The sequence below is a fragment of the Pseudomonas sp. S2_B10 genome, assembly GCF_054668425.1.
Window position 1 is genome coordinate 4,272,181 of record NZ_CP162768.1, and the last position, 26,661, is coordinate 4,298,841.

General features: G+C 60.1%; 31 protein-coding genes and 3 pseudogenes. All 34 read left to right on the forward strand.

What is annotated here, in order from left to right; translation table 11 throughout:
* Window positions 1–6 precede the first annotated feature (6 nt).
* The 34 genes and pseudogenes from AB4O45_RS18960 (at window position 7) to AB4O45_RS19125 (ending at window position 26,639) form a co-directional block, all read left to right on the forward strand.
* Complete coding sequence (locus AB4O45_RS18960) at window positions 7–339, forward strand: phage baseplate protein (RefSeq protein ID WP_236168058.1); 333 nt, start codon at window positions 7–9, stop codon at window positions 337–339.
* Window positions 336–1,331: a baseplate J/gp47 family protein gene (locus AB4O45_RS18965; protein WP_460160429.1), complete on the forward strand. Its 996-nt coding sequence runs from the start codon at window positions 336–338 to the stop codon at window positions 1,329–1,331. The genes AB4O45_RS18960 and AB4O45_RS18965 overlap by 4 nt, the downstream gene beginning before the upstream one ends.
* On the forward strand, window positions 1,328–1,963 hold the full coding sequence (locus AB4O45_RS18970) for a phage tail protein I (protein WP_236168056.1): 636 nt from the start codon (window positions 1,328–1,330) through the stop codon (window positions 1,961–1,963). The genes AB4O45_RS18965 and AB4O45_RS18970 overlap by 4 nt, the downstream gene beginning before the upstream one ends.
* Window positions 1,964–4,711, forward strand: a complete 2,748-nt coding sequence (locus AB4O45_RS18975) for a phage tail-collar fiber domain-containing protein (RefSeq protein ID WP_460160430.1) — start codon at window positions 1,964–1,966, stop codon at window positions 4,709–4,711.
* Between the two features lie 10 nt (window positions 4,712–4,721).
* Window positions 4,722–4,913, forward strand: a complete 192-nt coding sequence (locus tag AB4O45_RS18980; RefSeq protein ID WP_095180500.1) for a hypothetical protein — start codon at window positions 4,722–4,724, stop codon at window positions 4,911–4,913.
* A gap of 117 nt (window positions 4,914–5,030) precedes the next feature.
* Window positions 5,031–5,216: a hypothetical protein gene (locus tag AB4O45_RS18985; protein WP_039762525.1), complete on the forward strand. Its 186-nt coding sequence runs from the start codon at window positions 5,031–5,033 to the stop codon at window positions 5,214–5,216.
* 2 nt (window positions 5,217–5,218) lie between these two features.
* Window positions 5,219–6,385 carry a phage tail sheath protein gene (locus AB4O45_RS18990; protein ID WP_016771437.1) on the forward strand — a complete coding sequence of 389 codons (1,167 nt, stop codon included), beginning with the start codon at window positions 5,219–5,221 and terminating at the stop codon, window positions 6,383–6,385.
* Complete coding sequence (locus AB4O45_RS18995; protein WP_039762530.1) at window positions 6,385–6,891, forward strand: phage major tail tube protein; 507 nt, start codon at window positions 6,385–6,387, stop codon at window positions 6,889–6,891. The genes AB4O45_RS18990 and AB4O45_RS18995 overlap by 1 nt, the downstream gene beginning before the upstream one ends.
* 152 nt (window positions 6,892–7,043) lie before the next feature.
* Window positions 7,044–7,624: pseudogene (locus AB4O45_RS19000) on the forward strand (phage tail assembly protein).
* A gap of 128 nt (window positions 7,625–7,752) precedes the next feature.
* On the forward strand, window positions 7,753–9,726 hold the full coding sequence (locus AB4O45_RS19005) for a phage tail tape measure protein (protein ID WP_095180503.1): 1,974 nt from the start codon (window positions 7,753–7,755) through the stop codon (window positions 9,724–9,726).
* Window positions 9,726–10,109 (forward strand): phage tail protein, encoded by a 384-nt coding sequence (locus tag AB4O45_RS19010; RefSeq protein WP_041478101.1) that lies wholly within the window; start codon window positions 9,726–9,728, stop codon window positions 10,107–10,109. The genes AB4O45_RS19005 and AB4O45_RS19010 overlap by 1 nt, the downstream gene beginning before the upstream one ends.
* Window positions 10,102–10,314 (forward strand): tail protein X, encoded by a 213-nt coding sequence (locus AB4O45_RS19015; RefSeq protein WP_056783262.1) that lies wholly within the window; start codon window positions 10,102–10,104, stop codon window positions 10,312–10,314. The genes AB4O45_RS19010 and AB4O45_RS19015 overlap by 8 nt, the downstream gene beginning before the upstream one ends.
* A 9-nt stretch (window positions 10,315–10,323) precedes the next feature.
* Window positions 10,324–11,346 carry a phage late control D family protein gene (locus AB4O45_RS19020; RefSeq protein WP_460160431.1) on the forward strand — a complete coding sequence of 341 codons (1,023 nt, stop codon included), beginning with the start codon at window positions 10,324–10,326 and terminating at the stop codon, window positions 11,344–11,346.
* Between the two features lie 145 nt (window positions 11,347–11,491).
* Window positions 11,492–12,076: a phage tail terminator protein gene (locus tag AB4O45_RS19025; protein ID WP_252877582.1), complete on the forward strand. Its 585-nt coding sequence runs from the start codon at window positions 11,492–11,494 to the stop codon at window positions 12,074–12,076.
* Window positions 12,073–12,255, forward strand: coding sequence for a DUF2635 domain-containing protein (locus AB4O45_RS19030; protein WP_024011856.1), 183 nt, complete (start codon window positions 12,073–12,075; stop codon window positions 12,253–12,255). Before AB4O45_RS19025 ends, AB4O45_RS19030 begins: the two co-directional genes overlap by 4 nt.
* Window positions 12,255–13,751, forward strand: coding sequence for a phage tail sheath subtilisin-like domain-containing protein (locus AB4O45_RS19035; protein ID WP_305382324.1), 1,497 nt, complete (start codon window positions 12,255–12,257; stop codon window positions 13,749–13,751). Before AB4O45_RS19030 ends, AB4O45_RS19035 begins: the two co-directional genes overlap by 1 nt.
* 67 nt (window positions 13,752–13,818) lie before the next feature.
* Entirely contained in the window at window positions 13,819–14,166 is a 348-nt protein-coding gene (locus AB4O45_RS19040) for a phage tail tube protein (RefSeq protein ID WP_007908779.1), read from the forward strand.
* Complete coding sequence (locus tag AB4O45_RS19045; RefSeq protein WP_024011858.1) at window positions 14,163–14,459, forward strand: phage tail assembly protein; 297 nt, start codon at window positions 14,163–14,165, stop codon at window positions 14,457–14,459. Before AB4O45_RS19040 ends, AB4O45_RS19045 begins: the two co-directional genes overlap by 4 nt.
* A gap of 130 nt (window positions 14,460–14,589) precedes the next feature.
* Window positions 14,590–16,366, forward strand: a pseudogene (locus AB4O45_RS19050) (phage tail tape measure protein).
* The gene (locus AB4O45_RS19055) at window positions 16,353–17,591 is read left to right on the forward strand and encodes a DNA circularization protein (protein WP_460160432.1); all 1,239 of its coding nucleotides are present in this window, start codon (window positions 16,353–16,355) and stop codon (window positions 17,589–17,591) included. Before AB4O45_RS19050 ends, AB4O45_RS19055 begins: the two are co-directional and overlap by 14 nt.
* 3 nt (window positions 17,592–17,594) lie before the next feature.
* Window positions 17,595–18,644 (forward strand): phage baseplate assembly protein, encoded by a 1,050-nt coding sequence (locus AB4O45_RS19060; protein WP_460066610.1) that lies wholly within the window; start codon window positions 17,595–17,597, stop codon window positions 18,642–18,644.
* A 151-nt stretch (window positions 18,645–18,795) separates the two neighbouring features.
* Entirely contained in the window at window positions 18,796–19,305 is a 510-nt protein-coding gene (locus AB4O45_RS19065; protein ID WP_460060061.1) for a phage baseplate assembly protein V, read from the forward strand.
* The gene (locus AB4O45_RS19070) at window positions 19,305–19,703 is read left to right on the forward strand and encodes a phage GP46 family protein (RefSeq protein WP_041478092.1); all 399 of its coding nucleotides are present in this window, start codon (window positions 19,305–19,307) and stop codon (window positions 19,701–19,703) included. The genes AB4O45_RS19065 and AB4O45_RS19070 overlap by 1 nt, the downstream gene beginning before the upstream one ends.
* Window positions 19,693–20,739, forward strand: a complete 1,047-nt coding sequence (locus AB4O45_RS19075; RefSeq protein WP_056783281.1) for a baseplate J/gp47 family protein — start codon at window positions 19,693–19,695, stop codon at window positions 20,737–20,739. The genes AB4O45_RS19070 and AB4O45_RS19075 overlap by 11 nt, the downstream gene beginning before the upstream one ends.
* A complete protein-coding gene (locus AB4O45_RS19080; protein ID WP_041478090.1) occupies window positions 20,727–21,326 on the forward strand; it encodes a YmfQ family protein in 600 nt (199 codons plus the stop codon). The genes AB4O45_RS19075 and AB4O45_RS19080 overlap by 13 nt, the downstream gene beginning before the upstream one ends.
* 13 nt (window positions 21,327–21,339) lie before the next feature.
* Window positions 21,340–22,221, forward strand: a complete 882-nt coding sequence (locus tag AB4O45_RS19085; protein ID WP_052392154.1) for a gp53-like domain-containing protein — start codon at window positions 21,340–21,342, stop codon at window positions 22,219–22,221.
* A gap of 17 nt (window positions 22,222–22,238) precedes the next feature.
* A complete protein-coding gene (locus AB4O45_RS19090; RefSeq protein WP_052392153.1) occupies window positions 22,239–22,658 on the forward strand; it encodes a tail fiber assembly protein in 420 nt (139 codons plus the stop codon).
* Window positions 22,659–22,868: 210 nt separating this feature from the next.
* Window positions 22,869–23,069: pseudogene (locus tag AB4O45_RS19095) on the forward strand (hypothetical protein); the annotation flags it as partial.
* Between the two features lie 75 nt (window positions 23,070–23,144).
* The gene (locus AB4O45_RS19100; protein ID WP_420480644.1) at window positions 23,145–23,573 is read left to right on the forward strand and encodes a gp53-like domain-containing protein; all 429 of its coding nucleotides are present in this window, start codon (window positions 23,145–23,147) and stop codon (window positions 23,571–23,573) included.
* 9 nt (window positions 23,574–23,582) lie between these two features.
* Window positions 23,583–24,020: a phage tail assembly chaperone gene (locus tag AB4O45_RS19105; RefSeq protein WP_041478088.1), complete on the forward strand. Its 438-nt coding sequence runs from the start codon at window positions 23,583–23,585 to the stop codon at window positions 24,018–24,020.
* A gap of 91 nt (window positions 24,021–24,111) precedes the next feature.
* Window positions 24,112–25,314, forward strand: a complete 1,203-nt coding sequence (locus tag AB4O45_RS19110) for a carbohydrate binding domain-containing protein (protein WP_041478217.1) — start codon at window positions 24,112–24,114, stop codon at window positions 25,312–25,314.
* A 9-nt stretch (window positions 25,315–25,323) separates the two neighbouring features.
* Complete coding sequence (locus AB4O45_RS19115; protein WP_081932444.1) at window positions 25,324–25,539, forward strand: hypothetical protein; 216 nt, start codon at window positions 25,324–25,326, stop codon at window positions 25,537–25,539.
* A gap of 36 nt (window positions 25,540–25,575) precedes the next feature.
* Complete coding sequence (locus AB4O45_RS19120; RefSeq protein WP_150636355.1) at window positions 25,576–26,142, forward strand: glycoside hydrolase family 19 protein; 567 nt, start codon at window positions 25,576–25,578, stop codon at window positions 26,140–26,142.
* Window positions 26,121–26,639: a lysis system i-spanin subunit Rz gene (locus AB4O45_RS19125; RefSeq protein WP_236168041.1), complete on the forward strand. Its 519-nt coding sequence runs from the start codon at window positions 26,121–26,123 to the stop codon at window positions 26,637–26,639. Before AB4O45_RS19120 ends, AB4O45_RS19125 begins: the two co-directional genes overlap by 22 nt.
* Window positions 26,640–26,661 lie beyond the last annotated feature (22 nt).

Sequence of the window (26,661 nt, forward strand, 5' to 3'; positions counted from 1 at the left end):
CCTCCCATGATCGGAATCGATAGAGACAGCGGGGCCACGGTCGACGACTGGCTGCAATTCGTGCAGCGCGTGACCCGAGCCCTGACCACACCGCTGGGCACTCGGCAAAAACGGCCCTTGTACGGATCGCTGATCCCCTCGCTGTTGGGACAGAACCTCGGTGACGACATTCTGCTTCTGGCACAGAGCCACGCCGCGCAAGCGTTCTATAACCCGCAAAACGGTATCGATGATTTTCAGCCGCAAGTGATTGTTGCCAGTCGCCACGGCGACGGCCTGCTGCTGCGTTTTGCCGGCACCTGGAAAAACCGCCAACAAACCTTCGAGGTGGTGACATGAGCATGCTGATCCCCGGCCAGAATCAACTGGCCGAACCCGCGCTGATCACGGTTGAAGCGTTCGAAGATTTACTCAACGAGTTCAAAGCCTTCGTCGTCGAATACGTGGGTGCTCGCTCGCCGGCCAGCGCCGTGAAACTCAAGGCGAGTCTGGAAAACGAAAGCGAATTGCTGACCCTCGCGCTGGAAGCGTTCTGCGTGCGTCTGCAAACCCATGAGCGCAAATACAACGCACGCATCAAACAGATGCTGGCGTGGTGGGCGACCGGCAGCAATCTCGATGCGCGGCTGGCGGACATGGGCCTGGAACGGCAGTTGCTCGATCCAGGCGACCCGGCAGCGTTCCCTCCGGTACCGGCGATTTATGAAAGTGATGACGACGCTCGGCTGCGTTATTACCTGGCACCTCATGCACCGGCGGCAGGTTCGCGGATGCAGTATCGCCGCGAGGTGTTCACCCTCGGCGAGCGGCCAACAGTTCAGGTCGAATCCACCGACGCCGGTGTAGTGAATGTGACCTACACCTTCAATCCGGACGGCCTCGCCGCGCAGGTCGAGGATGGCAACGGGCGCCGCACTGCGCCGGGCGAAGTGCAAGTCACCGTGCTTTCTCGAGACGGCGATGGTACGCCTTCCGAAGCATTGCTCGACGGCGTCCGTCAGCACTTTGCTCGTCCCGACGTGCGCCCGGAAACCGACCTTGTCACCGTCAAAGCGGCCGAGATCCAGCGCTACAAAATCCGCGTCGTCGCCAAGATCAATTCCGGTCCCGATTCGGGCCTGACCAAGGTCGCCGCGCAAGCGCAATTGCAGGCCTACGCCGACAGTTGCCATCGCCTCGAAGGTCGGGTTGATCCGAGCTGGATCGACTACACGTTGCACAGCGCCGGCGCCGTGCAACTGCAGATTCTCGAACCGCTGGCGCCCATCGTCACCACCGCTTTTCAGGCGCCTTATTGCACCGCGGTCGAAGTCGAGGTGCTGACGCTATGAGTGAAAAAACTCAGCGCCCGACCTTACTGCCAGCCAACAGCTCGGCACTTGAGCGCGGACTGGATCTGGGCTTCGGCGCGTTGCTTGATCGCATCGCACCGCCATTCCCGGAACTGATGAACCCCAGCGAAACGCCGGTGGCCTTCCTGCCGTATCTGGCTGCCGATCGCGGCGTCGCCGAATGGAGCACCGATGCGCCGGTGGCGGAGAAGCGCGTAACCGTCGAACTGGCCTGGCCCACCGCGCGCCAGGCCGGCACACGCAAGGCGCTGGAAAACGCCGCCAAGGGTTTGCAACTGCGCCCGGAAATCCGCGCCTGGTACGAACAGACACCGCCCGGCGCGCCGTACAGCTTTTCCGTGCGTGCCTTCAGCGACCAACCCTACAGCGAAGAAATCGATGCACGTCTCGACCGCCGTCTGGCCGATGCGAAAAGCGAGAGGGACGTTCTCTCCGTGTCGGTGGGTTTGAGCGCATTCGGCAGTCACGTCATTGGTGCTGCGACGTTTTGCGGCGAACTGACCACGGTTTATCCGGTGTTCATCGAAGGGCTCGAAACCTCTGGCGAGGCGTTCATGGCTGCCGGCATGTACACCGTCGAAACATCCACTATTTATCCTCAGGGGGCCTGAATGGCTGACTATTACACCCTGCTCACCAACGCAGGGATTGCCTACGAAACGGCGTGCAAGGCCGCCGGTACGCCGATCAAGCTGACGCAGATTTCCGTCGGCGACGGCAACGGCGCGGTCTACAACCCGGCCGCCACCGCGACCGCTCTGAAACGCGAAGTCTGGCGCGGACCGCTCAACGCACTGTTCCAGGATGAGAAAAACCCGAGCTGGCTGCTCGCCGAAGTGACCATTCCTCCGGATGTTGGCGGCTGGTATGTACGGGAAGCGGGGCTATGGACTGACACTGGTGTTCTCTATGCCATCGTCAAATATCCGGAGTCGTTCAAACCGGTGCTGGCGGCGTCGGGCTCGGGTAAAGAGTTTTACATTCGCTCGATTTTCGAGACCAGCAATGCCTCGCTGGTGACCTTGTTGATTGATGACACGGTGGTTAAAGCGACCCGTGCCTGGGTCATGAGTTATCTGGCTGAAGAACTCGGCAAACTTGATGGCAAGCAGTCGGTGCGCGTTGCGGCGACTGGCAATGTCGTGATGAACAGCGCACAGCAGATTGATGGTGTTGCCGTGGTTGCCGGCGATCGCGTGCTGTTGCCGAGCCAGACGCTGGCCAAGGACAACGGCCTGTGGATTGTTGCCAATGGCGACTGGGTGCGGGCCACCGATGCCAACAGCAGCGCCAAGGTTACGCCGGGCCTGACGGTCATGGTGGAGGAGGGCGTAGCGAATGGAGATTCGCTGTGGCACCTGACCACCAATGCACCGATCACGCTTGGCACGACCGCGCTGACATTCAAGATGCTCGCAGGGCGCACCGGGATTGCTGCGGGAACTTACAAGAGCCTGACTGTTGATGAATATGGTCGCGCGACGGCTGGGGCTAATCCGGAAACGCTGGCAGGGTTTGGCATCAAGGACTCGTACACCAAGGCTGAAGTTGAGGCGTTGATCGCCAAGGCTTCCGCGTTGCCAGTTGGATCGATTGTGGCGTTTCCGGTTGATGCGCCACCGCCGGGTTTTCTGGAGCTGGATAACAGCGTCAAGAGCAGTGCGACTTATCCGGACTTGGGCGCGTATTTGGGTGGCAAGTTCAACAAGGGCGATGAGGGGGTTGGTAATTTCCGGCTGCCGGAAGCGCGCGGGGAGTTTTTGCGCGGTTGGGATCATGGGCGTGGGGTGGACGTCGGCCGGGAAATCGGCAGTGCGCAGCTCGATTCGCTCCAAAACATCACGGGACAATATGCCGCGAACAATGGTGTTCAACTTGCAGCTGTGGGCACGGTCGGCGGCGCTTTTGGCTCGGCGGCGACCGGTGGGACGCAGATCCCCGGAGGTGGAGCTGCTACCGGCGTCATCAATATGCTCTTCGATGCTTCGAGAGTTGCGCGCACCTCAACAGAAACCCGTCCTCGCAGCATCGCCGTCATGTGGTGCATCAAAGCCTGGAATGCCCCGGTCAATCAGGGAACCATTGATGTCGCCGCGCTGGCGAAGGAGGTCGAACGGCTGAAATCTGCCGTTCCGGTGGGTGCTGTTCTGGCATTCCCGACGGGTATCGTCGCTCCCGGTTATCTGGAACTGGATGGCAGTGCGCAGAGCATTGCGACCTATCCTGATCTAGCCGCTTTTCTCGGTACAACTTACAACAAGGGTGACGAGGGCGCGGGCAAATTCCGCTTGCCGGAATCTCGCGGCGAGTTTCTGCGTGGCTGGGATCATGGGCGCGGCGTGGATGCTGATCGAACCGTTGGCAGTTGGCAGAACCACCAGTTCCAGTCCCATTTGCATGCTCTCCGGCATACAGTCACTACGGCGGCAGGAGCCGGTTCCGGCCTGGCCGTTGTAATCAGCGGTGCAGGAACTGGCGCCAACTCGGATATCCCGATAACGGGAAACGTAGGCGCTGAAACCCGCCCGCGCAACCTGGCTGTGATGTGGTGCATCAAGGCCTGGAACGCGCCGATCAATCAGGGAAACATTGATATAGGTGCATTGTTGCTGGAGACGCAAAGGCTTCGGCTAAACGGTCCACTAGCTGGAGCCAGCAGAAATGCGGCCCTGATCGTTAATACTGCCTCCCTTACCGCAACGTTTACGGCGGATGAGGTCATCGTCGAAGATTTTGCTGGGTCATATCGACTCAACAACTTCAACAAACAAGTCAACCTGTCAGTTGTGGGCGTTGGAGGAATGGATGCTGGGGTGGCTCCGTCAAACGGTTATGTCGGTCTCTACGCTATTTACAATCCGGCTTCAGGGGTAAGTGCGTTAATGGCAGTCAATGCAGTTAATTCCGTTTTGCCGAATGTTTATAGCGGGATAAATATCCCAGCCGGTTTTACTGCGTCGGCGCTAGTGTCTATTTTGCCGACGCAATCCGCAGGGCTCTTCGCTGCCTGCCAGCAAGACGGTCGGCATGTCGATGTGAGTGGCATTTCGGTACTGAACACGACTGTTTTATCAGGCCCTACAACCCAGGTAGTGCCGGCCCTTCCCAAAAATGCGCGAATGATTGGCGGCTCATCGACCGTAACATCCACAACTGCCGGATCTATTTCATTGAGTCTCTTTGCTTCGGATGCTTCGGTAGGTCAGAAAACAAACAACGGTACTGTGCCAGCCGGAGGGCAACAAACAGTGCCTTTCGAACGCTTGCACATGAAAACTCCTCAAACGATCCGCTGGGCAACCTCAACTCTTCAAGGTTCGCCCACGTTTATCGTTTCCGCCACATCATATGATTTTTAAGAGGTGATCAATGTTTGTCCAATTTGAAGATGACAGCATGAGAAAGATCGTCGCGGTATTTGGATGTGCGCAAGATCCTGGTTTATATCCAAATCAAGCAGAAATCGAGTGGGAGGATCCTCGTTTCATGGCTTACCACGACGCGCAGATCTCACTGGGTCAGGAGGTGCTGAGAGGGATGCGTGCTCCCGCCCAAACCTGAGTTAGAGGAAAGCGCTGAAATAATAATCGCGCTCAATTGCATTTTCTCACTAACACCAAAACACCCGCCAAAGCCCCTCCCTCCCGAGGGGCTTTCCCGTTTATGGAGAAACGAAAAATGGCAACCCGCCAAACCTACACCGTGCTCGTCCCATTCCCCACCGGCGGTGGGCATTGGTCGAGCGTTGGTCAAGAACTCGATCTGCTCGATGTCGAGGCCAGTGCCTTGCACTTTGCCGGGCGACTTGAGCCGAAAACCCCTATCACCCAGGCCAAAAAGGCCGCTGCCAAGAAGGCTGACTGAACATGGCTGAGGTTCTGAACTTCGAGCACAACGGCATTACCGTCAATGCCACCGAATCCCCCGAGGCCATGGGTGGCCTGGGTGACAACGTCATCGGTCTGGTCGGCACCGCGCCGAAAGCCGATCCGCTGATTCCGCGAAACGCGCCGTTTCGCATCAACAGCTTCACCACCCATGCGCTGCTCGATCCGACTGGGTCGGAAGAGGGCACGCTGTACCACGCGGTCTACCAGATCCTCAAAGTGGTCAAGGTGCCGGTCTACGTGGTCATCGTCGAGGCAGGCGCGACACCGGCCGACACGGTCAACAATGTGATCGGCGGTGTCGAGCCGGCCACTGGCCGCAAGCTCGGTCTGGCGGCGCTGGGCAGTGTCCCGGAAGACCTGACCATCATCGGCGCGCCGGGCTTCACCGGCACTAAAGCGGTGGCCGGCGAGTTCGCCGCGTTCGGCAAGCGTATCAAGGCCCGTGTAGTGCTGGACGGCAAGGATGTCTCGGTGGCCGATCAGGTCCTGTACAGCCAGGAACTCGGCGGGGCCGAACTCGGTTTCGACCGTTGCCTGGTGGTGCACAACATGCCCGCCGTGTATTCGAAAGCGGCGAAGAAAAACGTCTTCCTGTCGCCCTCCAGTCTGGCGATTGCCGCGCTGGCCAAGGTCAAGCAATGGGAGAGCCCGGGCAACCAGGTGACTTTCGCCGAAGACGTTTCGCGGGTCGTCGAGTACAACATCCTCGATACGTCCACCGAAGGCGATCTGCTCAACCGTTACGGCGTCAGCTACTACGCCCGCACCGTTCTTGGCGGTTTCTCGCTGCTGGGTAACCGCTCGATCACCGGCAAGTTCATCAGCTACGTCGGCCTCGAAGATGCGATCAGCCGCAAGCTGGTCAAGGCCGGCCAGAAAGCCATGGCCAAGAACCTCACCAAATCCTTCATGGATCAGGAGGTCAAGCGCATCAACGACTGGCTGCAGACCCTGGTTGCCGATGAAACCATTCCCGGCGGCAGCGTGTATCTGCACCCGGAACTCAACAGCGTCGAGAAGTACAAGAACGGCACCTGGTACGTGGTCATCGACTACGGCCGCTACGCGCCGAACGAACACATGGTTTATCAACTCAACGCCCGCGATGAAATCATCGAGCAGTTCCTGGAGGACGTTCTCTAATGTTTACCAACCGCGTAAGACAGGCCATCGCGGCCACCCTGCAAGGCCTGCCGTTGTCGGCGACCGTTGAGGAATTCACCCCGCCGAAAATCGAATTCGACATGGAAGAGATGCGCGGCGGGCGCTTTATCGTCGAAGAAATGGCCAAGGGCGGCAAAGCGCTCGGCGCCAAGCTGACCCTGCAAGGCCTCGGCGCCGAGGTTCTGCTGGCGCTGGGCGTGAAGCTGGGCGACGACATCCTGCTCAACGTGCGTGAAGCCGGTCAGGATCAGGACGGCAATACCTGGTTCACCTACCACACCGTCGGCGGCCAGCTGAAGTCCCTTGAGGAAACCGCGGTGAAAATGGGCGAGAAACCCAAGACCAATCTGGAACTGTCCTGCCGCACCTACAACCGCCTGGAAAACGGCGTGCCGGTGATCGACATCGACGTGCGCACGCAGAAGTTCGTGCTCAACGGCGTCGACATCCTCGGTGATGCACGGCGCGCGGTGTTGATGCCGTAAACCCCGGTTTACCGGCAAATCACAAAACCCTGTGGGAGCGAGCCTGCTCGCGAAAGCGGTCGTTCAGTTACATCAATTTCGAATGTGCCAAAGCCTTCGCGAGCAGGCTCGCTCCCACAGTGGATCTAAACGAATCACCAAGGAATTCATACATGCCGTGGATGCCCCCCAACACGAACTGCTGTCGCCGATCACCGGCGACGATGGCTCGCAGATCGAATCGATCCAGCTCAAACCGCTGTTCTACGCCGCACAGAAAGAAGCGCTGGAACGCGCCGGCGATGACGAAGACGATCAGTTCTTCGAGCTGGCGCTGCTCGCCACCGGCCTGTCGGTGAAAGAGCTCGATCAACTCAAACGTCCGGACTACGTGAGCATCGCTCAGTACGTCCATGAGATGTCGACCCGGCCGAGTGCGTACTTTCTTGACCAGATCGAGGACGCGGAGAAATCCGACGATCCCGACCAGGTGCAATTGCTGCAACCGCTCGCCGTCACCGGCCGCACCGTCGACTCGCTGAGCCTGGAAATGCCCGTGCTGCGCGCCACCAAAGTGATGAAGAAACTGAAAACGGCCAAGGAACGCGCCGAATTCATCACCGCCCACTGCACCGGCCTGATGATCCCCGATCTGGCCCACCTGACCGTCCCGGACTGGACGCAATTGCAGGTGCGCATCGACGATTTTTTAAACCAGCCGGCGGCCTACTTTCGGAACGCGACATCGAAGTAGTCCTCGATATCGTCCCGCTCATTTACCCGGTAAGTGAAGCGGAGATTCTGGAATGGGACGCCGAAAAGGCGTTGCGCCGCTACGACATAGCGATCACTCGCCTTGGCGTGAAACAGGAGTAGAGCGGCATGGCAGAAAGCAAATTTGCGCCGATGAATGCCGATGAGCGGGGGGGCGCAGCAACCGGTGATATCCGCTTGAACATGGCTGCGGCAAACCCCGGCCCCGGACCGATTATCGGCGATCAATATCCTCAGCTGAGTCAGGCGCTCGTCACCGCAAGTATCAGGATCGATGCGTTGACGACAGCGATCGATTCATTGCGATTGGCATTGTCCAACTTGCGGATGCTCTCGTTGAGTTCCACCGCGAACGGTGAAGCCACCAGCGCGTCGGCAGCGCCGGATGAGGCCGCCGAGCGGACCAAGGCACCAGAAAGTGTGAGGCCGGCGATTGACTTTTATTCGGCGGCGGCCGATCTGGGTAGCGCGGCACAATTGACGCCAGTGCAGGCCAACGAAATCGCACTGTCGAGCTTGATCATGGCCAGTAAGCCGATGGTGGCGGCGGGAGGCACCAGCGGTATCGAACTGATCAAGGTTGCAACGCTGGCCGCCGACTCAGGAATTGGCAATGAGCTGACCAACGCGTCGGACAAGTCTTTTGAGCTGCTCAACTTCGCCAGCGACGCTGCGGTCGTAGCGTCGGCACTCAAAATCCCAGCGATGGAAGTCGCCGAGATGATGACGGTGTGGCGCACCTCGATGAAGCTCACTCGCGATCAGGCGTTTGACCTCGCGGATGCGACACACCTGCTCGGCAAAATGCCGGGTGGCGTCAAGTCCGCCGACATCGGCGCCGTACTCAAGCAATCAGGCGAGGCGGCGCTCACAGCAGGCTTGCAGCCCCAGCAGGCCGCAGCGCTGTCGGCAGCCTTGCTCCGCAGCGGAACGGGCAAAGACGATGCCGGGCAGGCGTTGAAAAGCCTTTCAGCTGCCTTGGGCAAAGGTGACAGCGTCTCCGCCGCAGAACGTGGCGCCTGGAAGCAGTTGGGACTTGATCCTGCTGCCGTGACCGCTGCAATGCATGACCCCGACAAGCAGAATGCCCAGGGTGCGCTGCTCTCGGTGCTTGCCGCGCTGCACGCAAAACCTGTCGAACAACGCGCCACGCTGGCGCGAAGCCTGTTTGCTGACAGCGCCAATGCGGTGCAGTTGTTGGCGCAGAATCCGGGCGATGTCAACGAGGCCTTTTCGCAAGTAAAGGACAAAAGTCAGTACGCGACTTCGGTGATCGGTGAGCGGAGTTCGGTGCGCCAGTCTGCACTGGCACGCTCCAATTCCCCGCAAGGACAGTGGAATGCTCAGACTGCTCGAAACGAGCGCTTGGCTATCGCCAGCGCCCAGGCGGTGGCGCCCTCTCCTGAAGTGCTGAGCGTTGCCGGTGCCGGCATCGACAGGATGAGTGAATTCGCTGAGGACCATCCGACGATCACGGCGGGGGTCATTGTTTTGGGTTCAGCCCTGAAAAAGCTATTCGATCTTGTGTTGGACGCCGGTGTCGATGAGGCGAAAGACCGGTTGCGCAAACGGATACCTGGTAGCGCCCTGGCGAATCCCCCCGATCTTTCGTCAACAGCAGATTCTGCATCGAGGCTCGCAGCGGACAAGCCGGTGACAGGGATTGCCAGTCTGGCTCCTGCGGCCGGTGCGGAAATGGCAATTGGCGAACGAGCATCATTGGTCGATACGCCGCACCTCGGGCCATCGACGGTTTCTCTGGAGGCTATTTCGCAGGCGATTCCGGCATCGAGCAGAAACGCGCAAACTGCTTTGAGTGAAAGACTTGCTATCACCGCGCCTGACACGCTTTCTGCGCCCGCCCAAGTGAGCAAGGATCTGGCGAGCGCCCATGCGTCTGACCAGCACGTGACCTACGCACCTTCGGTCCAGGTCTACTGCAGCGACCCCGGCAGCTCGGACAAGATCGGTATGTTGGTCGCGCAGCATCTGCAAAACCAGTTCATGCAAATGACCCCGCTGCTCACCAACAACCCCCTTGCCACCCGCCGCGACGCGGCCCTGACCGATGGAGTCGCCTGATGAAACAGCAAATGGCATTGGGCAGTTTCATCTTCGGCCTGTCGCGCAACTTTGCGTACCACCAGTTGCTGCGCAAGTCTGACGGCGGCTGGACCGAGATACAGATCCTCACCAGCAAACCCAAGTCCAGCCAGACCGGACAGAAACCGGAAACCCTGACCATTACCGGCAAGTCGATGTACGCCGTAGCCATGGATCGGCTCGATGAATTGCGAGCTTTGCAGGCGCTGCGTATCCCGCTGCCGTTGATCGACGGGATTGGTCGAAACTGGGGCCTGTGGCGGATCAGCAGCGTTCAGGAAACCCAGACCCAGATCATCGATGACGGTACGGCGATGGTAGTCGATTGGGTCATCGAACTAGCGGAGTTCAACAATGCGTAAAGCACGAAGCGTGGCCGGTGATTCGGTGAATCTGCTTCTCTACCGCGAAACCGGGCGCAGTGATGACGCTGCCGAAGAAGTGCTGTGGAAGCTCAACCCGACCCTGGCCGAACACGGGCCAATTCTGCCCGCTGGCGTCTGGATCGTGCTACCGGAACTGGATGTGAAGCCCGCCGTGGTCAAAGCAGCGACGGCGTGGGATTAAGGAGGTTGAATGGCACTGGGATTTACGCCGGCAGTGAATATCTACGGGGCCAACGCGGCCCTGTTCAATCAGCGCCTGATCAGTTGGGAGCACATCGATGCCGCCGGTTTCGAGTCCGATCAGCTGACGCTGACCATCGATCTGGAGGGCCTTGAAGGGCTGCCGAGTCTGGGTGGAAAAATTGGCCTGCAAGTTGGTTATCGAGAAACCGCAATGGTCGACAAGGGCCAGTTCAAAGTGACGCGTCTGACGCCGACACTGTTTCCGTTTCGCCTCACCCTGGTGGCCACTGCGGCGCCATTCAGCAAGGATGATGAAACCGGCTTCAAGCAGCGCCGCACCGCCAGTCATGGGCCAACGACGCTGGGTGGATTATTTCGCAAGCTGGTGGAGTTGCACGGCTTTTCGCCTCGGGTCGCGCCTGAGATTTCGTTGATCCGCATCGAGCACATTGACCAGTCCAACGAGACCGACATGGGGTTTGTCACGCGTCTGGCGAAAAAATACAACGTCGTCGCCAAGCCTTACGGCGATGTTTATGTGCTGGCGCGGCCCGGGCAGACCAAGTCGTTGTCGGGGCAGATTCTGCCGGACGTGACGCTGTCGGTTACCCACAACAATCGCCCCGGCGATCACGCCTTCATCAGCGCCACGCTGGAAGAATCTGCCCGCGAGCAGGCCAAGGGCTGCAAGACCTGTTTCTGGGATGCGGCGGCCGGGGTGCTGCGCTGGGTTGAAACCGGTGTTGCGCCGTTCAAGACGCTGCGCCAGAAGCAGCCCAGCGAAGCTGATGCCATCGCAGTAGGCGAGGGCGAAGTGCGCAAGATGCTGCGGCAGAAGTACAAGGTGCAAATCACCTGCCCGGGGGATCCACGGCTCGCGGCCGAAGGGCTGGTATTGCTCGATGAGAGCTGGCCGGACTTCATGCGCGGACGCTGGTCGATCGACAAGGTCACCGCCAGCGGCAGTCGCGAGAACAGCTATCGCTGCCTGATTGATGCGTCGTGCCTGGATCCCAAGGCGGAACAGTAATCCTGAACCGAGTGCATATTCCTGTGGGAGCGAGCCTGCTCGCGAAAGGCACGTCAGCTTCAGCATCCGACCGCTTTCGCGAGCAGGCTCGCTCCCACAGGGACTGCGGCGTTCACTGTAATTTCTCTTACTTCGGAACACCCCCATGAAGATCACCCCGATCCTCACGCAACTGCGTGGGCAATGCCCTGGGCTTGCCAATCACATTTCGGTGGGTGTCGATCTGGCGTTGCTGCAAGGCAACCCGGATCTGCCAACACCTTCGGCCCACGTGCTGGCAATCGCCGATCTGGCCAGCAACAGCAACACACAAAACCTCACCACCCAACCAATCCGCGACCGCTTTGAAATCGTCCTGGCCCTTGACGCTACCGACGCGACAAAAGCGCTGGATGGGTTGCACGACCTGCGCGCCGAACTGTGGCGCGCGCTGGTGGGGTTCAAACCCGATTCCGACTACAGCGCCATCGTCTACGACGGCGGCGAGATGGTCTCGATCAACAGCAGCCGCGCCTTCTATCGGCTGCGTTTTTATGCCGAGTTCCAGCTCGGCCGCAATCTGCCAAGTCAGCCTGCGGAGAGTTGGCACGAGCGCGAACTGGACGCTTTGTCGTCCTTTACCGGGATGACGGTGCGGGTCGATGCGATCGATCCGGCCGACCCCAATCTGCAACGCCCGGGTCCGGATGGCCGGGTGGAAATGACTTTCTCTGGAGACGTAACCCCATGAGCAACCGCATCACCGTAGTGCCGGCCGCTGGCCGTGTCGTACCTGACCCGGAGGCGGGCGACTTGCTGCCGGCCGCAGGCCGAGAAGTGCTGGACAGCGCCTGGTGGCGCCGGCGTCTGGCCGACGGCGATATCACACTCAAAACCGCAAAAGCGGCTAAACCACAGGGAGCCAAATAATGGCGATCGGATTCAGCAACATCCCGGCGGACATTCGTGTGCCGCTGTTCTATGCCGAAATGGACAACTCGGCCGCCAACAGCGCGACCTCGGCCATGCGCCGTTTGATCGTCGCGCAGGTCAACGACAATATTGCCCCGACTGAGGTCGGCAAACTGGTGCTGGTTTCCAGCGTGGCGCTGGCGAAAAGCATCGGCGGCCAGGGCTCGATGCTCGCTTCGATGTACGAGACCTTCCGCAAGGCTGACCCGATCGGCGAGATCTGGTGCCTGCCGCTGCACAACACCGAAGGCGCCATCGCCAAGGGTGTGTTGACCCTGACCGGTACCGCGACTCAAGCGGGCATGCTCAATCTATATGTCGGCGGCGTGCGCGTGCAGGCCACCGTGGTCAATGGCGCCACCGCCGCTCAAGCGGCCACGGCACTGGCGCAGAAAATCAACGCCACTGCCGACCTGCCAGTCAGCGCAGCCACTGCCGAAGGCGTGGTCACCCTGACCGCCAAATGGACCGGCGACAGCGGCAATGACATCAGCCTGCAATTCAATCGCCTGGGCAAGAGCAACGGCGAAGAAACTCCGGCCGGTCTGACCAGCGCAATCACCGCCATGACCGGCGGCGCCGGTGTGCCGGATCAGATCGCCGCCGTCGCGGCTCTAGGCGATGAGCCATTCGAATTCATCGCCTTGCCGTGGTCCGACCTGGCCACCCTCAACACCTGGCAAGCGGTGATGGATGACAGCACCGGGCGCTGGTCGTGGGCCAAGCAATTGTTTGGTCACGTCTACAGCGCCAAACGCGGCACGGTCGGTACGCTGGTCGCTGCCGGCCAGGCGCGCAACGATCAGCACATGACCATCCAGGCGCTGGAGCCGGGCGTACCGCAACCGTTCTGGGTACAAGCGGCGGCACTGGCTGCGCGCACGGCGGTGTTCATCTCCGCCGATGCCAGCCGTCCGACGCAAAGCGGCAGCCTGCCGGGTGTTGACCCGGCGCCGGCCAGCGAGCGCTTCACCCTGACCGAGCGTCAGTCGCTGCTCAACTACGGCATCGCTACTGCGTACTACGAAGGCGGTTACGTGCGCATCCAGCGCTCGATCACCACCTACCAGAAGAACGCCTACGGCCAGGCCGACAACTCCTATCTGGACAGCGAAACCATGCACCAGTCGGCGTTCATCGTGCGTCGTCTGCAAAGCGTGATCACCAGCAAATACGGACGCCACAAACTGGCCTCCGACGGTACCCGTTTCGGCGCCGGTCAGCCGATCGTCACGCCTGCGACCATTCGCGGCGAGCTGATTGCGCAGTACGCCAAGCTAGAGCTGGAAGGCCATGTGGAGAACGCCGAGCTGTTCGCCGAACACCTGATCGTCGAGCGCGACGTGCAGGACCCGAGCCGCGTGAACGTGCTGTTCCCGCCGGATTACATCAACGGCCTGCGCGTGTTCGCACTGCTCAACCAGTTCCGTCTGCAGTACGACGACGCGGCCTGATCCGCGCAGTCGGCGCTAAGCATTCAGCCCACCTCGCGTGGGCTTTTTATTTGAAGGGAGAAACACCATGGGTCAACTGATTGCAGGCACCTGCTACGTCAAGGTCGACGGCGCACAACTGACCATCAATGGCGGCTGCGAAGCCCCGCTGATGGCCGTCAAACGTGAAACCGTCGTGCCCGGTTTCTACAAGGAAACCGACATCGCACCGTCGTTCAAAGTGACCGCGCTGCACACCGCCGACTTCCCGCTGAAGAAGCTGATCGAAGGCACTGATATCACCGTCACCTGCGAATTCAGCAACGGCAAAGTCTACGTGCTGGCCGGCGCCTATCTGGTCGAGGAGCCAGTTTCCAAGGGCGACGACGCCACCATCGAACTGAAATTCGAAGGCATCAAGGGGACCTGGCAATGAGCGCCGCCGTGAAGCTTCAAGTAGCAATCGAAGCCCACGGCGAGCCACTGACCGAACTCGTTCTGCGTCGTCCGACGGTGCAGGAAGTGCGAGCGATCAAGGCGCTGCCGTACAAGATCGACAAGAGCGAAGAAGTCAGCCTCGACATGGACGTGGCGGCCAAATACATCGCCGTGTGCGCGGGCATTCCGCCGTCGTCGGTCAACCAGCTTGATCTGGCTGACCTCAATGCGCTGAGCTGGGCCGTTGCGAGTTTTTTCATGAGTGCGGCGTCGGCGCCATCACCGACCTGATCGCCGTCGCCTATGACCTGGCCTGGTTCTGGAAGGTTGACCCCGAACAGATGATGGCCAGGCCACTGGATGTGCTCCGCGAATCGCTGGAGCACGCGCAACGGATCAATGCGATGCAGCAGGTGCAGTGATGGCAGACGAAGAGAAGAAAACCCCGAAACCGGTGCTGATCACCGGCATCGATGAACTCTCGCCCAAACTGGGCGCCCTGCGCATGAAGGTTGAGAGTTTTAAAAACAATCTCGAGCAGACCGGCCTCGGCAAGCTGGACATCAGTGGTCTGTTCAACGGCGGCAGCGTGATCACGCCGTTTGTAGACGGCATCAAATCGGCCGCAGCGTTCCAGGGCAAATTGAGCGAAGTCAGCGACACGGCGAAAACCGTCGACCTGCCCGCCGCGCCGACAGCAGCGACACAGAACATGAACGTGTTCAGCGCGTCGATGCAAAAGGTTTCGGCGGCGGTGGACGCCGCGCTGGTGCCGGCGGTGGGGGCCTTGGTGGTCGGGCTGGAACCGATGCTGACGCAGGTCGGCAGCCTGCTCGCCGACAACCCGAAACTGGTTGAAGGCCTGGCGGCGGGGGCAATTGCCTTCTCCGCTATGCAAACCGCGGTCACCGGTATGACGCAGGTAATGGACGTCATGAGCATGGTGCTCAAGACCAACCCGATCATGCTGATCGCCATGGGCATTGCCGTGGCGGCCGGTTTGATCGTGGCCAACTGGACGCCGATCAGCGCGTTCTTCACAGGGATGTGGGAGGGCGTGAAAAACATCGGGGCGAGTGCGATGGCGACGTTGCGCTCGGTACTCGACTGGCGACCGCTGGCGGCACTGGCTGCGCTGTGGGAACCGGTCACGGCATTTTTCTCCGGAGTCTGGGACAAGGTGATGGCCGTGACGGCGCCAGTGATCGACTTCTTCAAGTCGGTTTTCTCGTGGTCGCCTGCGGGGATGATCATTGAAAACTGGGGGCCGCTGACCGGCCTGTTCTCGGCGATCTGGGAATTGCTCAAGGCCTTGAGTGTGCCGGTGATGGCATTTCTTAGAAACCTGTTCGATTTCTCGCCGATGCAGATGCTTACCGATGCGTGGGGTGGTGTCGTGAGGTTCTTCGAACCGATGTTCACCACGCTGCAATCGGCCGTACAAAGCACCCGGGATATCCTGCGCACGCTGTTCGATTTTTTCCCGATGGAAATGCTCACCAGCGCCTGGGGTGGAGTTGTCGGGTTCTTCGAACCGATCTGGATGGCGCTGCAAACGTCTGTGCAGCGAGTCAGAGGCTTTTTCACCAGCCTGTTCGAGTGGTCGCCGCTGGAGCAGATTGCTCAGTATTGGCAGCCGATCGGTGAGGTCTTTTCGGCGCTCTGGGGCGTTGTGTTGGCGCTGTCCGCGCCGGTCGTGGACTTTCTGCACAGCCTGTTCGAATGGAAACCGCTGGATCAGATCATCGAGAGTTGGGGGCCGATCACCGAGTGGTTCGGCGAGTTGTGGCAAAAGCTGCAAACCGTCATTGCGCCGATCAAGGAGTTGTTCGACGGTGGCTTCGCCGGACTGATCGCCAAAGTCACCGGCAAAGTTGAAACTCTCACTGAAGCACAACGCCAGACCAATGCCGAAGGCAAAGGCGAACTGGCACCGGCGTTCTTCGCTGCCAGTCCGGCGCCTGCTGGCAACGGCGCCCTGCAAAGCGGTTCGTTGCCACAAACCTCCAGCGCGCTGATCCAGCAAAGCGCCGCCAACAACCGTACGCAACTCGAAGGCGGTCTGACCGTGCGCTTCGAAAATGCGCCGGCCGGCCTGCGCACCGAACAACCGCAAACCAATCAACCTGGCCTGGCCGTGTCTTCACGCATCGGCTATCGCTCGCTGTCGATGGGAGGTTCCCAATGAACTGGCGTGACCGTTTATTGCCGGCATCCTTTCGCGGTGTCGGTTTCTGGATCGACCAGGCGAAAACCCCGGTCGGTCGCAAAGGGCAGTTGCATGAATACCCGCAACGCGACCTGCCGTTTTTCGAGGACCTCGGCCAGCAGGCCAAGACTCACGATCTGACCGCGTTCATCATCGGCCCCGATTGCCTTGAGCAGCGCGACAAGCTGCTCAAGGCGCTGGAGCAGGGCCGTGGCGAACTGGTGCATCCGTGGCTTGGACGCCTGCAGGTCAAGGTCGGCGAATGCGACATGACTCACACCCGCCAGGACGGTGGGCTGGTGACGTTCGCCTTGAAGTTCTATCCCGACCAACCCCTGCCGTTTCCGACCGCCACGGTCAGCACGCAGAAAGTGCTGCTGGCCAAGGCCGACGGGCTGCTGGGTTCGGCGGTGGCGCGTTTCGAACAGGCGATGACGCTGATCAAGGCCGCGCGGATCGGCATCACCAACCTGCGCAACAGCCTTACCGGCGTATATGAAGTGATCAAGGAGCAACTGAAACCTTTGATCGAGCAGTACCGGCAGATCACTGAACTGGTCAAGGCCGTGAAGGAGTTGCCCAAGGAAGTGGCGGCGGAATTCAAGGGTTTGCTCGGCGATATCAAGGAGCTGAAGGCGTTCGCCAAGGAAGGCTACCGGGGCGTGATCGCCGACGTGTCGCAGCAACTCGAAGCGATTCGCAAGGCCGATGCGCCGAAGATCACTACCGGCAAGGACACCAATGCCGCAGCGCAGGCGATGGCCGATCTGGTGCAGGACACGCTGATCGTCAAAGTGGCGCAGTGGGTCGCGTCGATGCCAGTGGCCACCCGAGCGCTGCAACTGCCGTCGACGCCCACCGTTGCTCAGCAGGCTCATCAGCAAGTCACCCGCCCGGAAGTCCCGGCCACGGATGATTTGCAGGCGCTGCAAAAGGATTTGGTCGAGGCGCTGCAAGGGGCGAAAAACAAGGCCGATCCTGAGCACTATCAAGCCATCAGTGACGTGCAGGATGCCTTGGTTGCGCACCTCAAAGCCGTGGCGTCCTCGGGCGTGCGACTGGTCAGCAAAACCTTTCAGGAAAGCCTTCCGGCACTGGTCATAGCGTACAAACAGTTTGGCGACGCCACGCGAGTCACCGAAGTCGTGCAGCGCAACGGCGTGACCAATCCGTTGTACCTCCCGCAAAGCGATGTGAAAGTCTCCAGGGAGTGAACCATGGACGAGTTGGATAACCACGTCACACTGACGGTTAACGGCATGGAATACGGCGGCTGGAAAAGCGTCGAAATCACCGCCGATCTCGAGCGTCAGTTCCGCACCTTCAAGCTCGACATTACCTGGCAATGGCCGGGGCAGGCGGTGAGCAAACCGATTAAACCCGGCGACCCCTGCGAGGTGAAAATCGGCAAGGATCTGGTGCTCACCGGTTACGTGTTCAAGGCACCGATCCGCTATGACGGGCGGCAGATCAGCCTGACCATCGAAGGCAGTTCGAAAACCCAGGATCTGGTCGATTGCGCCGCCCGTAACCTGCCCAGCCAATGGCAGCAACAACCCTTGCTGACTATCGTCCGCGATCTGGCGAGCGAATATGGACTGTGGGTCGTCAATGAAATCAGCGACACCACACGCCTGACCAAACACACCATCGTGCCGGGTGAAACGGCATTCCAGTCGATCGACCGATTGCTGTCGCTGCTGCGGGTGTTTTCCACCGACAACGAGCTGGGCCAGTTGGTGTTGGCCAAACCCGGCAGCGGCGGCCGCGCCAGCGATGCGCTGGAGCTGGGCAAGAATATCTTGTCGGCCAGTGCGCCAATGGATTTCAGCCAGGTGTTCTCCGAGTATCGGGTGATCGGCCAGCAGAAAGGCTCGGATGCGAAAAGCGGCGCGGCGGTCAGCGAAGTCGAGTCGACGGCGGCCGACCTGAGTTTCAAACGGCGGCGCACCACGGTGATCAACGAAGGCACGCAACTGACCTTTGAGTTGGCGCAGCAGCGTGCCCAATGGGAAAGCGCGACTCGCATGGGCCGTGCGCAGACCACCACCTATCAGGTGCAGGGCTGGCGGCAGAGCAATGGCGATTTGTGGCGCCATAACACGCTGGTCAGGGTCAAGGACCCGGTGCTGGATTTCGATGGTGACATGCTGATTTCCAAGGTCACTTATTCGTTGTCGGCGCAGGGTTCGGTAACCACGCTGCAAGTGGCGCCGCCGCATACGTTTGATCCTGATCCGACGCCCCCGAAGCAATCCCAGGCCTGACGCAGGATCCTGCTGGCGACAATGGCCCCTGTGGGAGCGGGCTTGCCCGCGATAGCGGTCGTGACAACAAATACATTTTTTCCCTGACACACCGCCATCGCGGGCAAGCCCGCTCCCACAGGGTTTGTGTCGAAAAAGTCTAAGGAAACCCATGAGCCTACTGACACGCCTGCTGGCGCGCGGCACTGTCGTGCTCGCCAATTCGGCAACCAAGCTGCAATCGCTGCAAATGCGCCTCACCGCCGGTGAAGTCAACGACGACCTCGAACACTTCGAACCCTACGGTTTCACCAGCCATCCGCTGGCTGGCGCTGAAGGGGTCGTCACCTTCATCGGCGGCGACCGTTCCCACGCCATCGCCCTGGTCATCGCCGACCGTCGCTATCGCCTGCAAGCGCTCGCTGCCGGTGAAGTGGCGATCTACACCGACGAGGGCGACAAAATTCATTTCAAGCGCGGGCGGATCATCGACATCGAAACCGCCACGCTGAACATCCGCGCCAGCAGCGCGGTGAACTTCGAAACGCCGGTGATAAACCAGACCGGCAAGATCGTTTCCACCGGTGATCAACTGGCTGGCGGCATCAGCCAGATCAAACACGTGCATGTTGGCGTGCAGGCCGGCAACGGTCAGACCGGCGCGCCGGCAGGAGGCCAGTGATGTTCATCAGCCAGAACCTCCACGCCGCGCTGACCCGCGCCGTGCTCATCAGTCTGTTCACCTGGCGTCGCGCCGCTGATGACGACGCCCTCGATGACGAAGAACGCTTCGGCTGGTGGGGCGACAGTTTCCCCACGGTTGCCGACGATCGCATCGGCTCGCGGCTGTGGCTGCTGCGCCGGGTCAAGCTGACCCGGCAGACGCAAATGGACGCCGAATTTTATGCCCGCGAAGCCCTGCAATGGCTGCTCGACGACGGCCACTGCAGCGCCATCGACATCATCAGCGAACGCCTCGACGCCCAGCGCCTCAACCTGCGCACGATCCTCACGCTGGCCGACGGCGAACGTCTGGACATCAACCCCGATAACAGTTGGCAGGTGATCTATGCCGTTTGAAACCCCTTCGCTGCCGGTGCTGATCAAACGCACCCAAAGCGACCTGGCCGGCGATTCGCTGCGCCAGTCCGATGCGCAAGTACTGGCCCGCACTCTCGGTGGTGCCGCTTATGGCTTGTACGGTTATCTCGACTGGATTGCCGAGCAGATCCTGCCCGACAAAGCCGATGAGTCAACCCTGGAACGCATCGCCGCGCTGCGCCTGAATCAGCCGCGCAAAGCCGCGCAGGTGGCTACCGGCAGCGTCAGTTTTACCGCCACTCCCGGCGCCGTGCTCGACGTCGACACTCTGCTGCAAGCGAACGATGGCCGCACCTACAAAGTCACCACGGCGCGCACCACGGTCAATGGCAGCAACAGCACCACGATTGCGGCGCTGGAGGCCGGCAGTCTGGGCAACGCTGATGCGGGTTTGACGCTGACCCAGGTGCAGCCGATTGCCGGGATTGTCGGCAACAGCTTCGTGGTGCTGGCGCCGGGCCTCAGCGGCGGTGTGGCGCGGGAAAGCCTCGAATCGCTGCGCTCGCGGGTCATCCGTTCCTACCGCGTGATTCCCCACGGTGGCGCGGCCAGCGACTACGAAACCTGGGCGCTGGAAGTGCCGGGTGTGACGCGGGCGTGGTGCCGGGGCGGCCTGCTCGGGCCGGGCACGGTGACGGTGTTCATCATGCGTGATGAAGACCCGCAACCGGTGCCGAACGATGAGCAGTTGGCGGAGGTTCAGGAGTACATCGAACCGCTGCGTCCGGTGACCGCGGAAGTGCACGTGCAGCGACCGGTTCAGGTGCCGGTGGTGTATCGCTTCAAGAGCGTCAATCCGGACACTACCGCCGTGCGCGCCGCCGTTGAAGCGCAGTTGCGCGATCTGCACAACCGCGAGGCTGACCTCGGCGTGCCGTTGCTGATCAGCCATATCCGCGAAGCCATCAGCAGCGCCGGCGGCGAATACGATCACACGCTCACTGCTCCGGCCGCTGACGTGCCGGCCGGGCAGAGCGAACTGCTCACCTTCGGAGGCTGCGTATGGGGGGCATAAGAACCGCCGCGCAATACCAGGCGCAGTTGCGCGCCTTGCTGCCCAGTGGCCCGGCATGGGATCCGGAGCGGGTGCCCGAGCTTGAGGAAGTGCTGCAAGGCGTCGCCGTCGAACTGGCCCGTCTGGATGCGCGCGCCGCCGACCTGCTCAACGAAATGGACCCGGCCGGCGTCAGCGAACTGGTGCCGGACTGGGAGCGGGTGATGAACCTGCCCGACCCGTGCCTGGGCGCCACGCCACTGTTCGACGACCGCCGCCTCGCCGTACGCCGCCGCTTGCTCGCGGTCGGCAGCCAGGCTGTCGGCTACTACCTCGACATCGCCAAAAGCCAGGGTTACCCCAACGCCAGCATCACCGAACACGAAGCCCCACGCATGGGCCGCGCCCGGTTTGGTTCGGCGCATTGGGGCACTTGGGAAGCGCAGTTCATGTGGACGCTCAACACCGGCGGCCGCCTGCTGCTCGGCCGCCGTTACGGCGCGAGCTACTGGGGCGAGCGCTTCGGCGTCAACCCGGGCTCGGCGCTGGAATGCCTGATCCACCGCAGCGCGCCGGCGCATACCAAGGTGCACATCAATTATGACTAGGGAGGGATGAGGGATGGATTATCCGAAAAGCATGCCCGGTGTCGGTTTGGTCAACAGTCGTTTCGTCGATGAAAATCCCGTCACCGGAACACCCGGATCGTTGATTCCAGCTGAGTGGGGCAATGCGCTCACCGAAGAGGTGTTGGCGGTTATCAAAGCTGCCGGGATCGAACCGACCGAAGGCTTGAACACGCAGTTGCTGGAAGCGATTCGCGGAAAAAACCTGTTTGAGACCCCGGTCCAGTTCGATGTCAGCCAGAAAGTCGCGACGACTGAATTCGTCCAACGCGCACTCGGTAGTCTGGCCGGGCAAACCAACTACGTCGGCGATGTTTCGTTGACGGTCGCGGACGTCGGCAAACTTTCGATCTTCACTAGCCCAGGCACGGTGACACTGCCGCAATGGTCGACTGTGCCTGCGGGAGGCTTGGTGTCGCTGGTGGCAGGTTCCGGTGCTTTGAACGTGAAAGTCAGGAGTGGCGAGAGTCTGGGCACCGCCAGCGCTGCTGCACCGGATAACACATTGTCATTTGTCGGTGGCAGCTACGTTACTTTTCGCCGGCTTCTGCTCGGTGGTGGCTGGGGCCTGGATTCTGGTGACGGTGCGCTCAAGTACTCGCCAGCGTTTACCGCTTCCTTGAACACTGCAGGCGGCTATCAGCGGTTGCCCAGTGGCCTGATTCTGCAATGGGGACTGGCCACGGGCGGCGCACTCAGCGAAACCGTCACCTATCCGATTGCCTTTCCCAAAAGCGTGCTCTTTCTCTCGGGCGGCGATCTTTCACCGGCATTCTCCGACCTGCGTTTTTCCCTTTACCGACTCTCGCAAAGCCAGTTTCAGCGCTTCTCCAATGCTGACCCTGGCGGCTGGAACTGGTTCGCCATCGGCTTTTGAAATCAACGGTGAATGAAATGAAATACATTGACTTTGATGCCCAGGGCGAACTGCTTGGGCGCTATGACTCGGCGATTCACACGCAGATGCCTGCCACTGCCGTAGAGATCTCCGATGAGCTGTTCCTGCGCACGATCGAGGAGCGCGACGGCATCTGGAAGTGGACCGACGGCAAGGTCACCAAACATGCATTGCCGAACGCATCGCAGTTGGTTGAAAGCGAACAGCGAGCATCGGCGCTGGCGCGGCGTGACGAGTTGTTGGCCGAAGCTGATCAGCAAACCGTCGGTATGGCCGACGCCTACATCGCAGGGTTGTTGGAGGCCGATGACATGCAGTGGTTCAGGGCTTTTGCTACCTACAAACTGGCGCTAAACAAGATCGACAGGCAGCCCGGTTATCCGCAAAACGTGGACTGGCCTGTGTTGCCGGTTTGACGCCCTTTCTGACGTGAAACCATCACAAACTGCTTCGTGAACAGTCACCCAATACCACGGGAGACCCCCGCATGGACTATCCAAGCAGTGTGCCCAGCGCCGGAATGGTGAAAGGGAACTTGTTGATGAAAACCCGATGATCGGGACAGTGGGATCGCTGATTCCGGCGCCCCGGTGAACGGCTGTTTTTTTTGCACAAGGAGAAGTGAAATGGATTATCCAAAAAGTTTGCCCGGCGCCGGCCTGGTCAACGGCAAGTTTGTCGACGAAAACCCGTTGACCGGCGCCATTGGGTCTTTGATTCCTGCGCAGTGGGGCAATGCTGTCACTGAGGAAGTGCTGAATGTGATTCAGTCGGCTGGCCTCGCAGCGGATGAGCAGGACAACGCTCAATTGAAGTCTGCCATCGAGCAGAAAATCACCCAGAGTGTGTTGCCTGTGGCCAGTGTCCAAGACGCGGAGCAGGGAACCGACAACGTTAAACGCATGACTCCGTTGCGGGTTTTTCAAGCCATCGCCAAGCGCGTGGTGCAGGCGAGCGAAAGCATTGCCGGAGTGGCGAAGATAGCTACTCAGGTGCAGACCGACAGTGGCGCGGATACCACCACGATCGTGACGCCGAAAACGCTCCGCTTTGGCTTTTCTGCCAGTCTGACCACCAACGGCTACATTGTTTTTCCTTCCTGGCTGGGTGGTTTCATCATTCAGTGGATCGGGCTTTCGACCTTAGGAATTCAAGGGGCATATTCGAGTTTTACCTTGGCGTTTCCCAACGTTTGTCTTGCGGTATTTCCATCCACTTTGAATGGATCGGCTCCGGGCAGTGTTTCGCTGGGTGCGAAAAATCAGAACGGTTTCACGTTGTACTCGGAACTGTTGCCTTGCGGCTTTTGTGCAATCGCGTTCGGACGCTGAGGAGTAACCATGAACCGTTTTTATAGTCAGTCCACAGGCTGTGTGTACCTGTCCGGCATCAATCCAAGCATGCCGAGCGATGCAGTACCGATCACTGAGGAGCGTTTCATCGCTGTGATCGGCAACCCTGCGCCCGGCAAAATCCGCAGCCATGATGCCGATGGTTTGCCGGTGTTGATCGATGCCGCGCCGCTGTCGGATGCCGAACTTTCGATGCTGGCGCGCAAGTGGCGCGACGGGCAGCTGTTGGCCAGCCAATGGCTGGTTGATCGTGATCGGGATGAGGAGACCGCGGGCAGACCGATGAGCCTGAGCATTGAGGACCATCAGGAGCTTCTGGACTATCGCCAAGAGCTGCGGGACTGGCCGTCGAGCACGGGTTTTCCCGCAAACGGGAGTCGACCCTTACCGCCGGACTGGCTGATGCGAATGCTCGCTGTGGCTTGATGACGCGAGTTAAACAGAGTGTTACAGCAATTTTTGCCAACGCCCGCCTATGCGGGCGTTGGCGTTTTATGCGACCTCAAAGGAGCTGAAAGTGGATTACCCAAAAAGCATTCCCGGCGCTGGCCTGGTCAACGGCAAGTTCGTTGACGAGGACGCGATCGCTGGTACACCCGGCTCGCTGATTCCAGCGAGTTGGGGCAACAGTGTCACGCAGGAAATACTCAGCGCGATTACCGCAGCGGGGCTGAGCCCGGACGAACAGCAAACTGATCAGTTAGCTCAAGCGATCCGGCAATTGTCCAAACCAGATCCAATGCAACAGTTTCCGGTGCAGGTTTACCGCAGGAATCTGCTGATCAACGGCGGATTCGATATCTGGCAACGCGGTACGACCAATCAGGCACCGAATGTCGGCGGCTACGTCGCTGATCGTTTCCGTTGCGACTGGAACGGCAATGCTGCGGTGAATATCTCTCGCCAGGATTTCGCGCCAGGCCAATCCGAAGTGTCGGGCGAGCCCGCTTGTTTTTTGCGTTGGCAGCAGACAACAGCCGGTGTCGGTTCCACTGAGCACAAAATTTCCCAATATATCGAGTCGGTCAGAACCCTGGCCGGTAAAACCGCCACCGTGACCTTTTGGGCGCGCTCCGATGCTGCGCGGCCGCTGAAGGTATTCATCACCCAGTACTTCGGAACGGGTGGCTCGGAGCCGGTGATGAAAGCGGTCGAGGTCTTTCAGTTGACCACGGCTTGGACCAGGTACACGGCCACCTTTCAGGTACCTGTGATCGCCGGGAAAATGCTCGGTGCCAATGATTGTCTGAGGCTGGCTTTTGATCTTCCGCTGAACTTAGTGCAAACGGTTGACCTGGCGAGAATTCAATTGGAAGAAGGACCAGTTTCCACCCCGTTCGAAAATCGACCAGCTGCGGAAGAACTGATGCTGTGTCAGCGCTATTTTGAAAAGTCTTTCGCAGACCGCTTGCCTATCCGGGCAAACAACGGCCCAAGTACCTGTATCGCCACATTCACCCAAGCCGCCGCGGCGAAGTCACCCCAATCCGGGATGGCAGTAACCATGCTGGTTCAGAAGCGCGTTCAGCCTACGATCAAGATGTATTGTCCCGGCGAGGCCAGCGGTGAAATCTGGAATTTTTCACTTGTGAAGGCATGTAACGGATCATTCGTGCAAAGTGTGACCGAGCGAAGTTTTGCGTTTGGCACAATGACACCGGTCGACAGTATTCCGGGACAGATACTGCAGATTGAATGGACTGCGGATGCCGAGCTCTAGGAGTAAACAATGAGTTATCAATTGACTACATGTGGCGTACTGAGGCTGAGCGATGCAGCTTATATCCCGCAAGATCCAACCAATCGCGACTGGCTTGATTATCAAGACTGGCTTTTATCTGGCGGCGAGGTAATGCCGGCAAACGATTCGTTTGGAACAGCCCTGAACAGTCCCCTGAAAACTCTGGCAAATAAATGGCTGGCAAGCATCAGCCGCCAGCCGTGATTCAATCGGGGCAACATCCAGGGAGGATCAAGCATCATGCAATTAACTGAAAAACACCTTATCGACATCATGCCCAACGCCCGCTCCCAAGCGGGCGTTTTTGTTTCGCCACTCAACACCGCGATGGCCAGGCAGCGCATCGATACGCCAAAACGTATCGCGGCTTTTCTGGCACAGGTCGGTCACGAGTCGGGCCAATTGCGTTACGTGCGCGAACTGGGCAACAACCAGTACCTGAGCAAATACGACACCGGCACCCTGGCGCTGCGTCTGGGCAATACGCCCGAGGCGGATGGCGACGGGCAAAAGTATCGCGGGCGTGGACTGATTCAGATCACCGGCCGGGCAAATTATCGTCAGTGCAGTCTCGGCTTGTTTGGCGATGAGCGTCTGTTGGCATTGCCCGAATTGCTCGAGCAACCGCAATGGGCGGCCGAATCGGCGGCGTGGTTCTGGGCGCAGAAGGGCTTGAATGAACTGGCCGACGCGGACCAGTTCAACACCATCACCCGGCGCATCAACGGCGGGTTGAACGGCTTGCAGGATCGCCTCGAGATTTGGGCGCGGGCGAGGGCGGTGCTATGTCCGGCTCCTGGCGCGTGATGGGTCTGTTGCTGCTGGTGGCCGGGGCGTTTGCAGCGGCATGGCAGTTTCAGGACTGGCGCTACGAGCGGCAATTGGCCGAGCAGGCGCGGTTAAACGCCGAAACCCTCAATCAACTGACGCAGACCGCCGCCGCCGCGCAACAGGCCGAGCAGGATAGACGCCTGGCACTGGAGCAGCGGCTCGCGGCCAGTGAGCAAACCCATTATCGAGCGCTGAGCGATGCCCAACGTGATCAGGATCGCTTGCGCGATCGCCTTGCTACTGCCGATGTGCGGCTGTCAGTCCTTCTCGACGCCGGCGACGTTGCCCACGGCTGTGCGGTGCCAGCCGCCGCCGGCACCAGCGGCGTGGATCCTGCAACCGTACGCGCCCGACTTGACCCCGCGCATGCTCAACGAATTATCGCCATCACCGACACCGGCGACCGTGGATTGATTGCGTTGCAGGCCTGTCAGGCCTATGTCAGAGCGCTGGCGCCCGAACATCTTGAATGATTCTGTGTATTGAAAGCGCGTC

What these genes read in the sequence shown, in the direction of transcription:
- AB4O45_RS19010 (WP_041478101.1), top strand. Translation starts at nt 9,726, where the DNA reads ATGAAACAGCAAATGGCATTGGGCAGTTTCATCTTCGGCCTGTCGCGC.
- AB4O45_RS19065 (WP_460060061.1), top strand. Translation starts at nt 18,796, where the DNA reads ATGAGCCTACTGACACGCCTGCTGGCGCGCGGCACTGTCGTGCTCGCC.
- AB4O45_RS19040 (WP_007908779.1), top strand. Translation starts at nt 13,819, where the DNA reads ATGGGTCAACTGATTGCAGGCACCTGCTACGTCAAGGTCGACGGCGCA.
- AB4O45_RS19025 (WP_252877582.1), top strand. Translation starts at nt 11,492, where the DNA reads ATGAAGATCACCCCGATCCTCACGCAACTGCGTGGGCAATGCCCTGGG.
- AB4O45_RS19075 (WP_056783281.1), top strand. Translation starts at nt 19,693, where the DNA reads ATGCCGTTTGAAACCCCTTCGCTGCCGGTGCTGATCAAACGCACCCAA.
- AB4O45_RS19120 (WP_150636355.1), top strand. Translation starts at nt 25,576, where the DNA reads ATGCAATTAACTGAAAAACACCTTATCGACATCATGCCCAACGCCCGC.
- AB4O45_RS18995 (WP_039762530.1), top strand. Translation starts at nt 6,385, where the DNA reads ATGTTTACCAACCGCGTAAGACAGGCCATCGCGGCCACCCTGCAAGGC.
- AB4O45_RS18985 (WP_039762525.1), top strand. Translation starts at nt 5,031, where the DNA reads ATGGCAACCCGCCAAACCTACACCGTGCTCGTCCCATTCCCCACCGGC.
- AB4O45_RS19045 (WP_024011858.1), top strand. Translation starts at nt 14,163, where the DNA reads ATGAGCGCCGCCGTGAAGCTTCAAGTAGCAATCGAAGCCCACGGCGAG.
- AB4O45_RS19115 (WP_081932444.1), top strand. Translation starts at nt 25,324, where the DNA reads ATGAGTTATCAATTGACTACATGTGGCGTACTGAGGCTGAGCGATGCA.
- AB4O45_RS18990 (WP_016771437.1), top strand. Translation starts at nt 5,219, where the DNA reads ATGGCTGAGGTTCTGAACTTCGAGCACAACGGCATTACCGTCAATGCC.
- AB4O45_RS19070 (WP_041478092.1), top strand. Translation starts at nt 19,305, where the DNA reads ATGTTCATCAGCCAGAACCTCCACGCCGCGCTGACCCGCGCCGTGCTC.
- AB4O45_RS18960 (WP_236168058.1), top strand. Translation starts at nt 7, where the DNA reads ATGATCGGAATCGATAGAGACAGCGGGGCCACGGTCGACGACTGGCTG.
- AB4O45_RS18965 (WP_460160429.1), top strand. Translation starts at nt 336, where the DNA reads ATGAGCATGCTGATCCCCGGCCAGAATCAACTGGCCGAACCCGCGCTG.
- AB4O45_RS19005 (WP_095180503.1), top strand. Translation starts at nt 7,753, where the DNA reads ATGGCAGAAAGCAAATTTGCGCCGATGAATGCCGATGAGCGGGGGGGC.
- AB4O45_RS18975 (WP_460160430.1), top strand. Translation starts at nt 1,964, where the DNA reads ATGGCTGACTATTACACCCTGCTCACCAACGCAGGGATTGCCTACGAA.
- AB4O45_RS19085 (WP_052392154.1), top strand. Translation starts at nt 21,340, where the DNA reads ATGGATTATCCGAAAAGCATGCCCGGTGTCGGTTTGGTCAACAGTCGT.
- AB4O45_RS19125 (WP_236168041.1), top strand. Translation starts at nt 26,121, where the DNA reads ATGTCCGGCTCCTGGCGCGTGATGGGTCTGTTGCTGCTGGTGGCCGGG.
- AB4O45_RS18980 (WP_095180500.1), top strand. Translation starts at nt 4,722, where the DNA reads ATGTTTGTCCAATTTGAAGATGACAGCATGAGAAAGATCGTCGCGGTA.
- AB4O45_RS19100 (WP_420480644.1), top strand. Translation starts at nt 23,145, where the DNA reads ATGACTCCGTTGCGGGTTTTTCAAGCCATCGCCAAGCGCGTGGTGCAG.
- AB4O45_RS19020 (WP_460160431.1), top strand. Translation starts at nt 10,324, where the DNA reads ATGGCACTGGGATTTACGCCGGCAGTGAATATCTACGGGGCCAACGCG.
- AB4O45_RS19030 (WP_024011856.1), top strand. Translation starts at nt 12,073, where the DNA reads ATGAGCAACCGCATCACCGTAGTGCCGGCCGCTGGCCGTGTCGTACCT.
- AB4O45_RS19060 (WP_460066610.1), top strand. Translation starts at nt 17,595, where the DNA reads ATGGACGAGTTGGATAACCACGTCACACTGACGGTTAACGGCATGGAA.
- AB4O45_RS18970 (WP_236168056.1), top strand. Translation starts at nt 1,328, where the DNA reads ATGAGTGAAAAAACTCAGCGCCCGACCTTACTGCCAGCCAACAGCTCG.
- AB4O45_RS19035 (WP_305382324.1), top strand. Translation starts at nt 12,255, where the DNA reads ATGGCGATCGGATTCAGCAACATCCCGGCGGACATTCGTGTGCCGCTG.
- AB4O45_RS19105 (WP_041478088.1), top strand. Translation starts at nt 23,583, where the DNA reads ATGAACCGTTTTTATAGTCAGTCCACAGGCTGTGTGTACCTGTCCGGC.
- AB4O45_RS19090 (WP_052392153.1), top strand. Translation starts at nt 22,239, where the DNA reads ATGAAATACATTGACTTTGATGCCCAGGGCGAACTGCTTGGGCGCTAT.
- AB4O45_RS19055 (WP_460160432.1), top strand. Translation starts at nt 16,353, where the DNA reads ATGAACTGGCGTGACCGTTTATTGCCGGCATCCTTTCGCGGTGTCGGT.
- AB4O45_RS19080 (WP_041478090.1), top strand. Translation starts at nt 20,727, where the DNA reads ATGGGGGGCATAAGAACCGCCGCGCAATACCAGGCGCAGTTGCGCGCC.
- AB4O45_RS19015 (WP_056783262.1), top strand. Translation starts at nt 10,102, where the DNA reads ATGCGTAAAGCACGAAGCGTGGCCGGTGATTCGGTGAATCTGCTTCTC.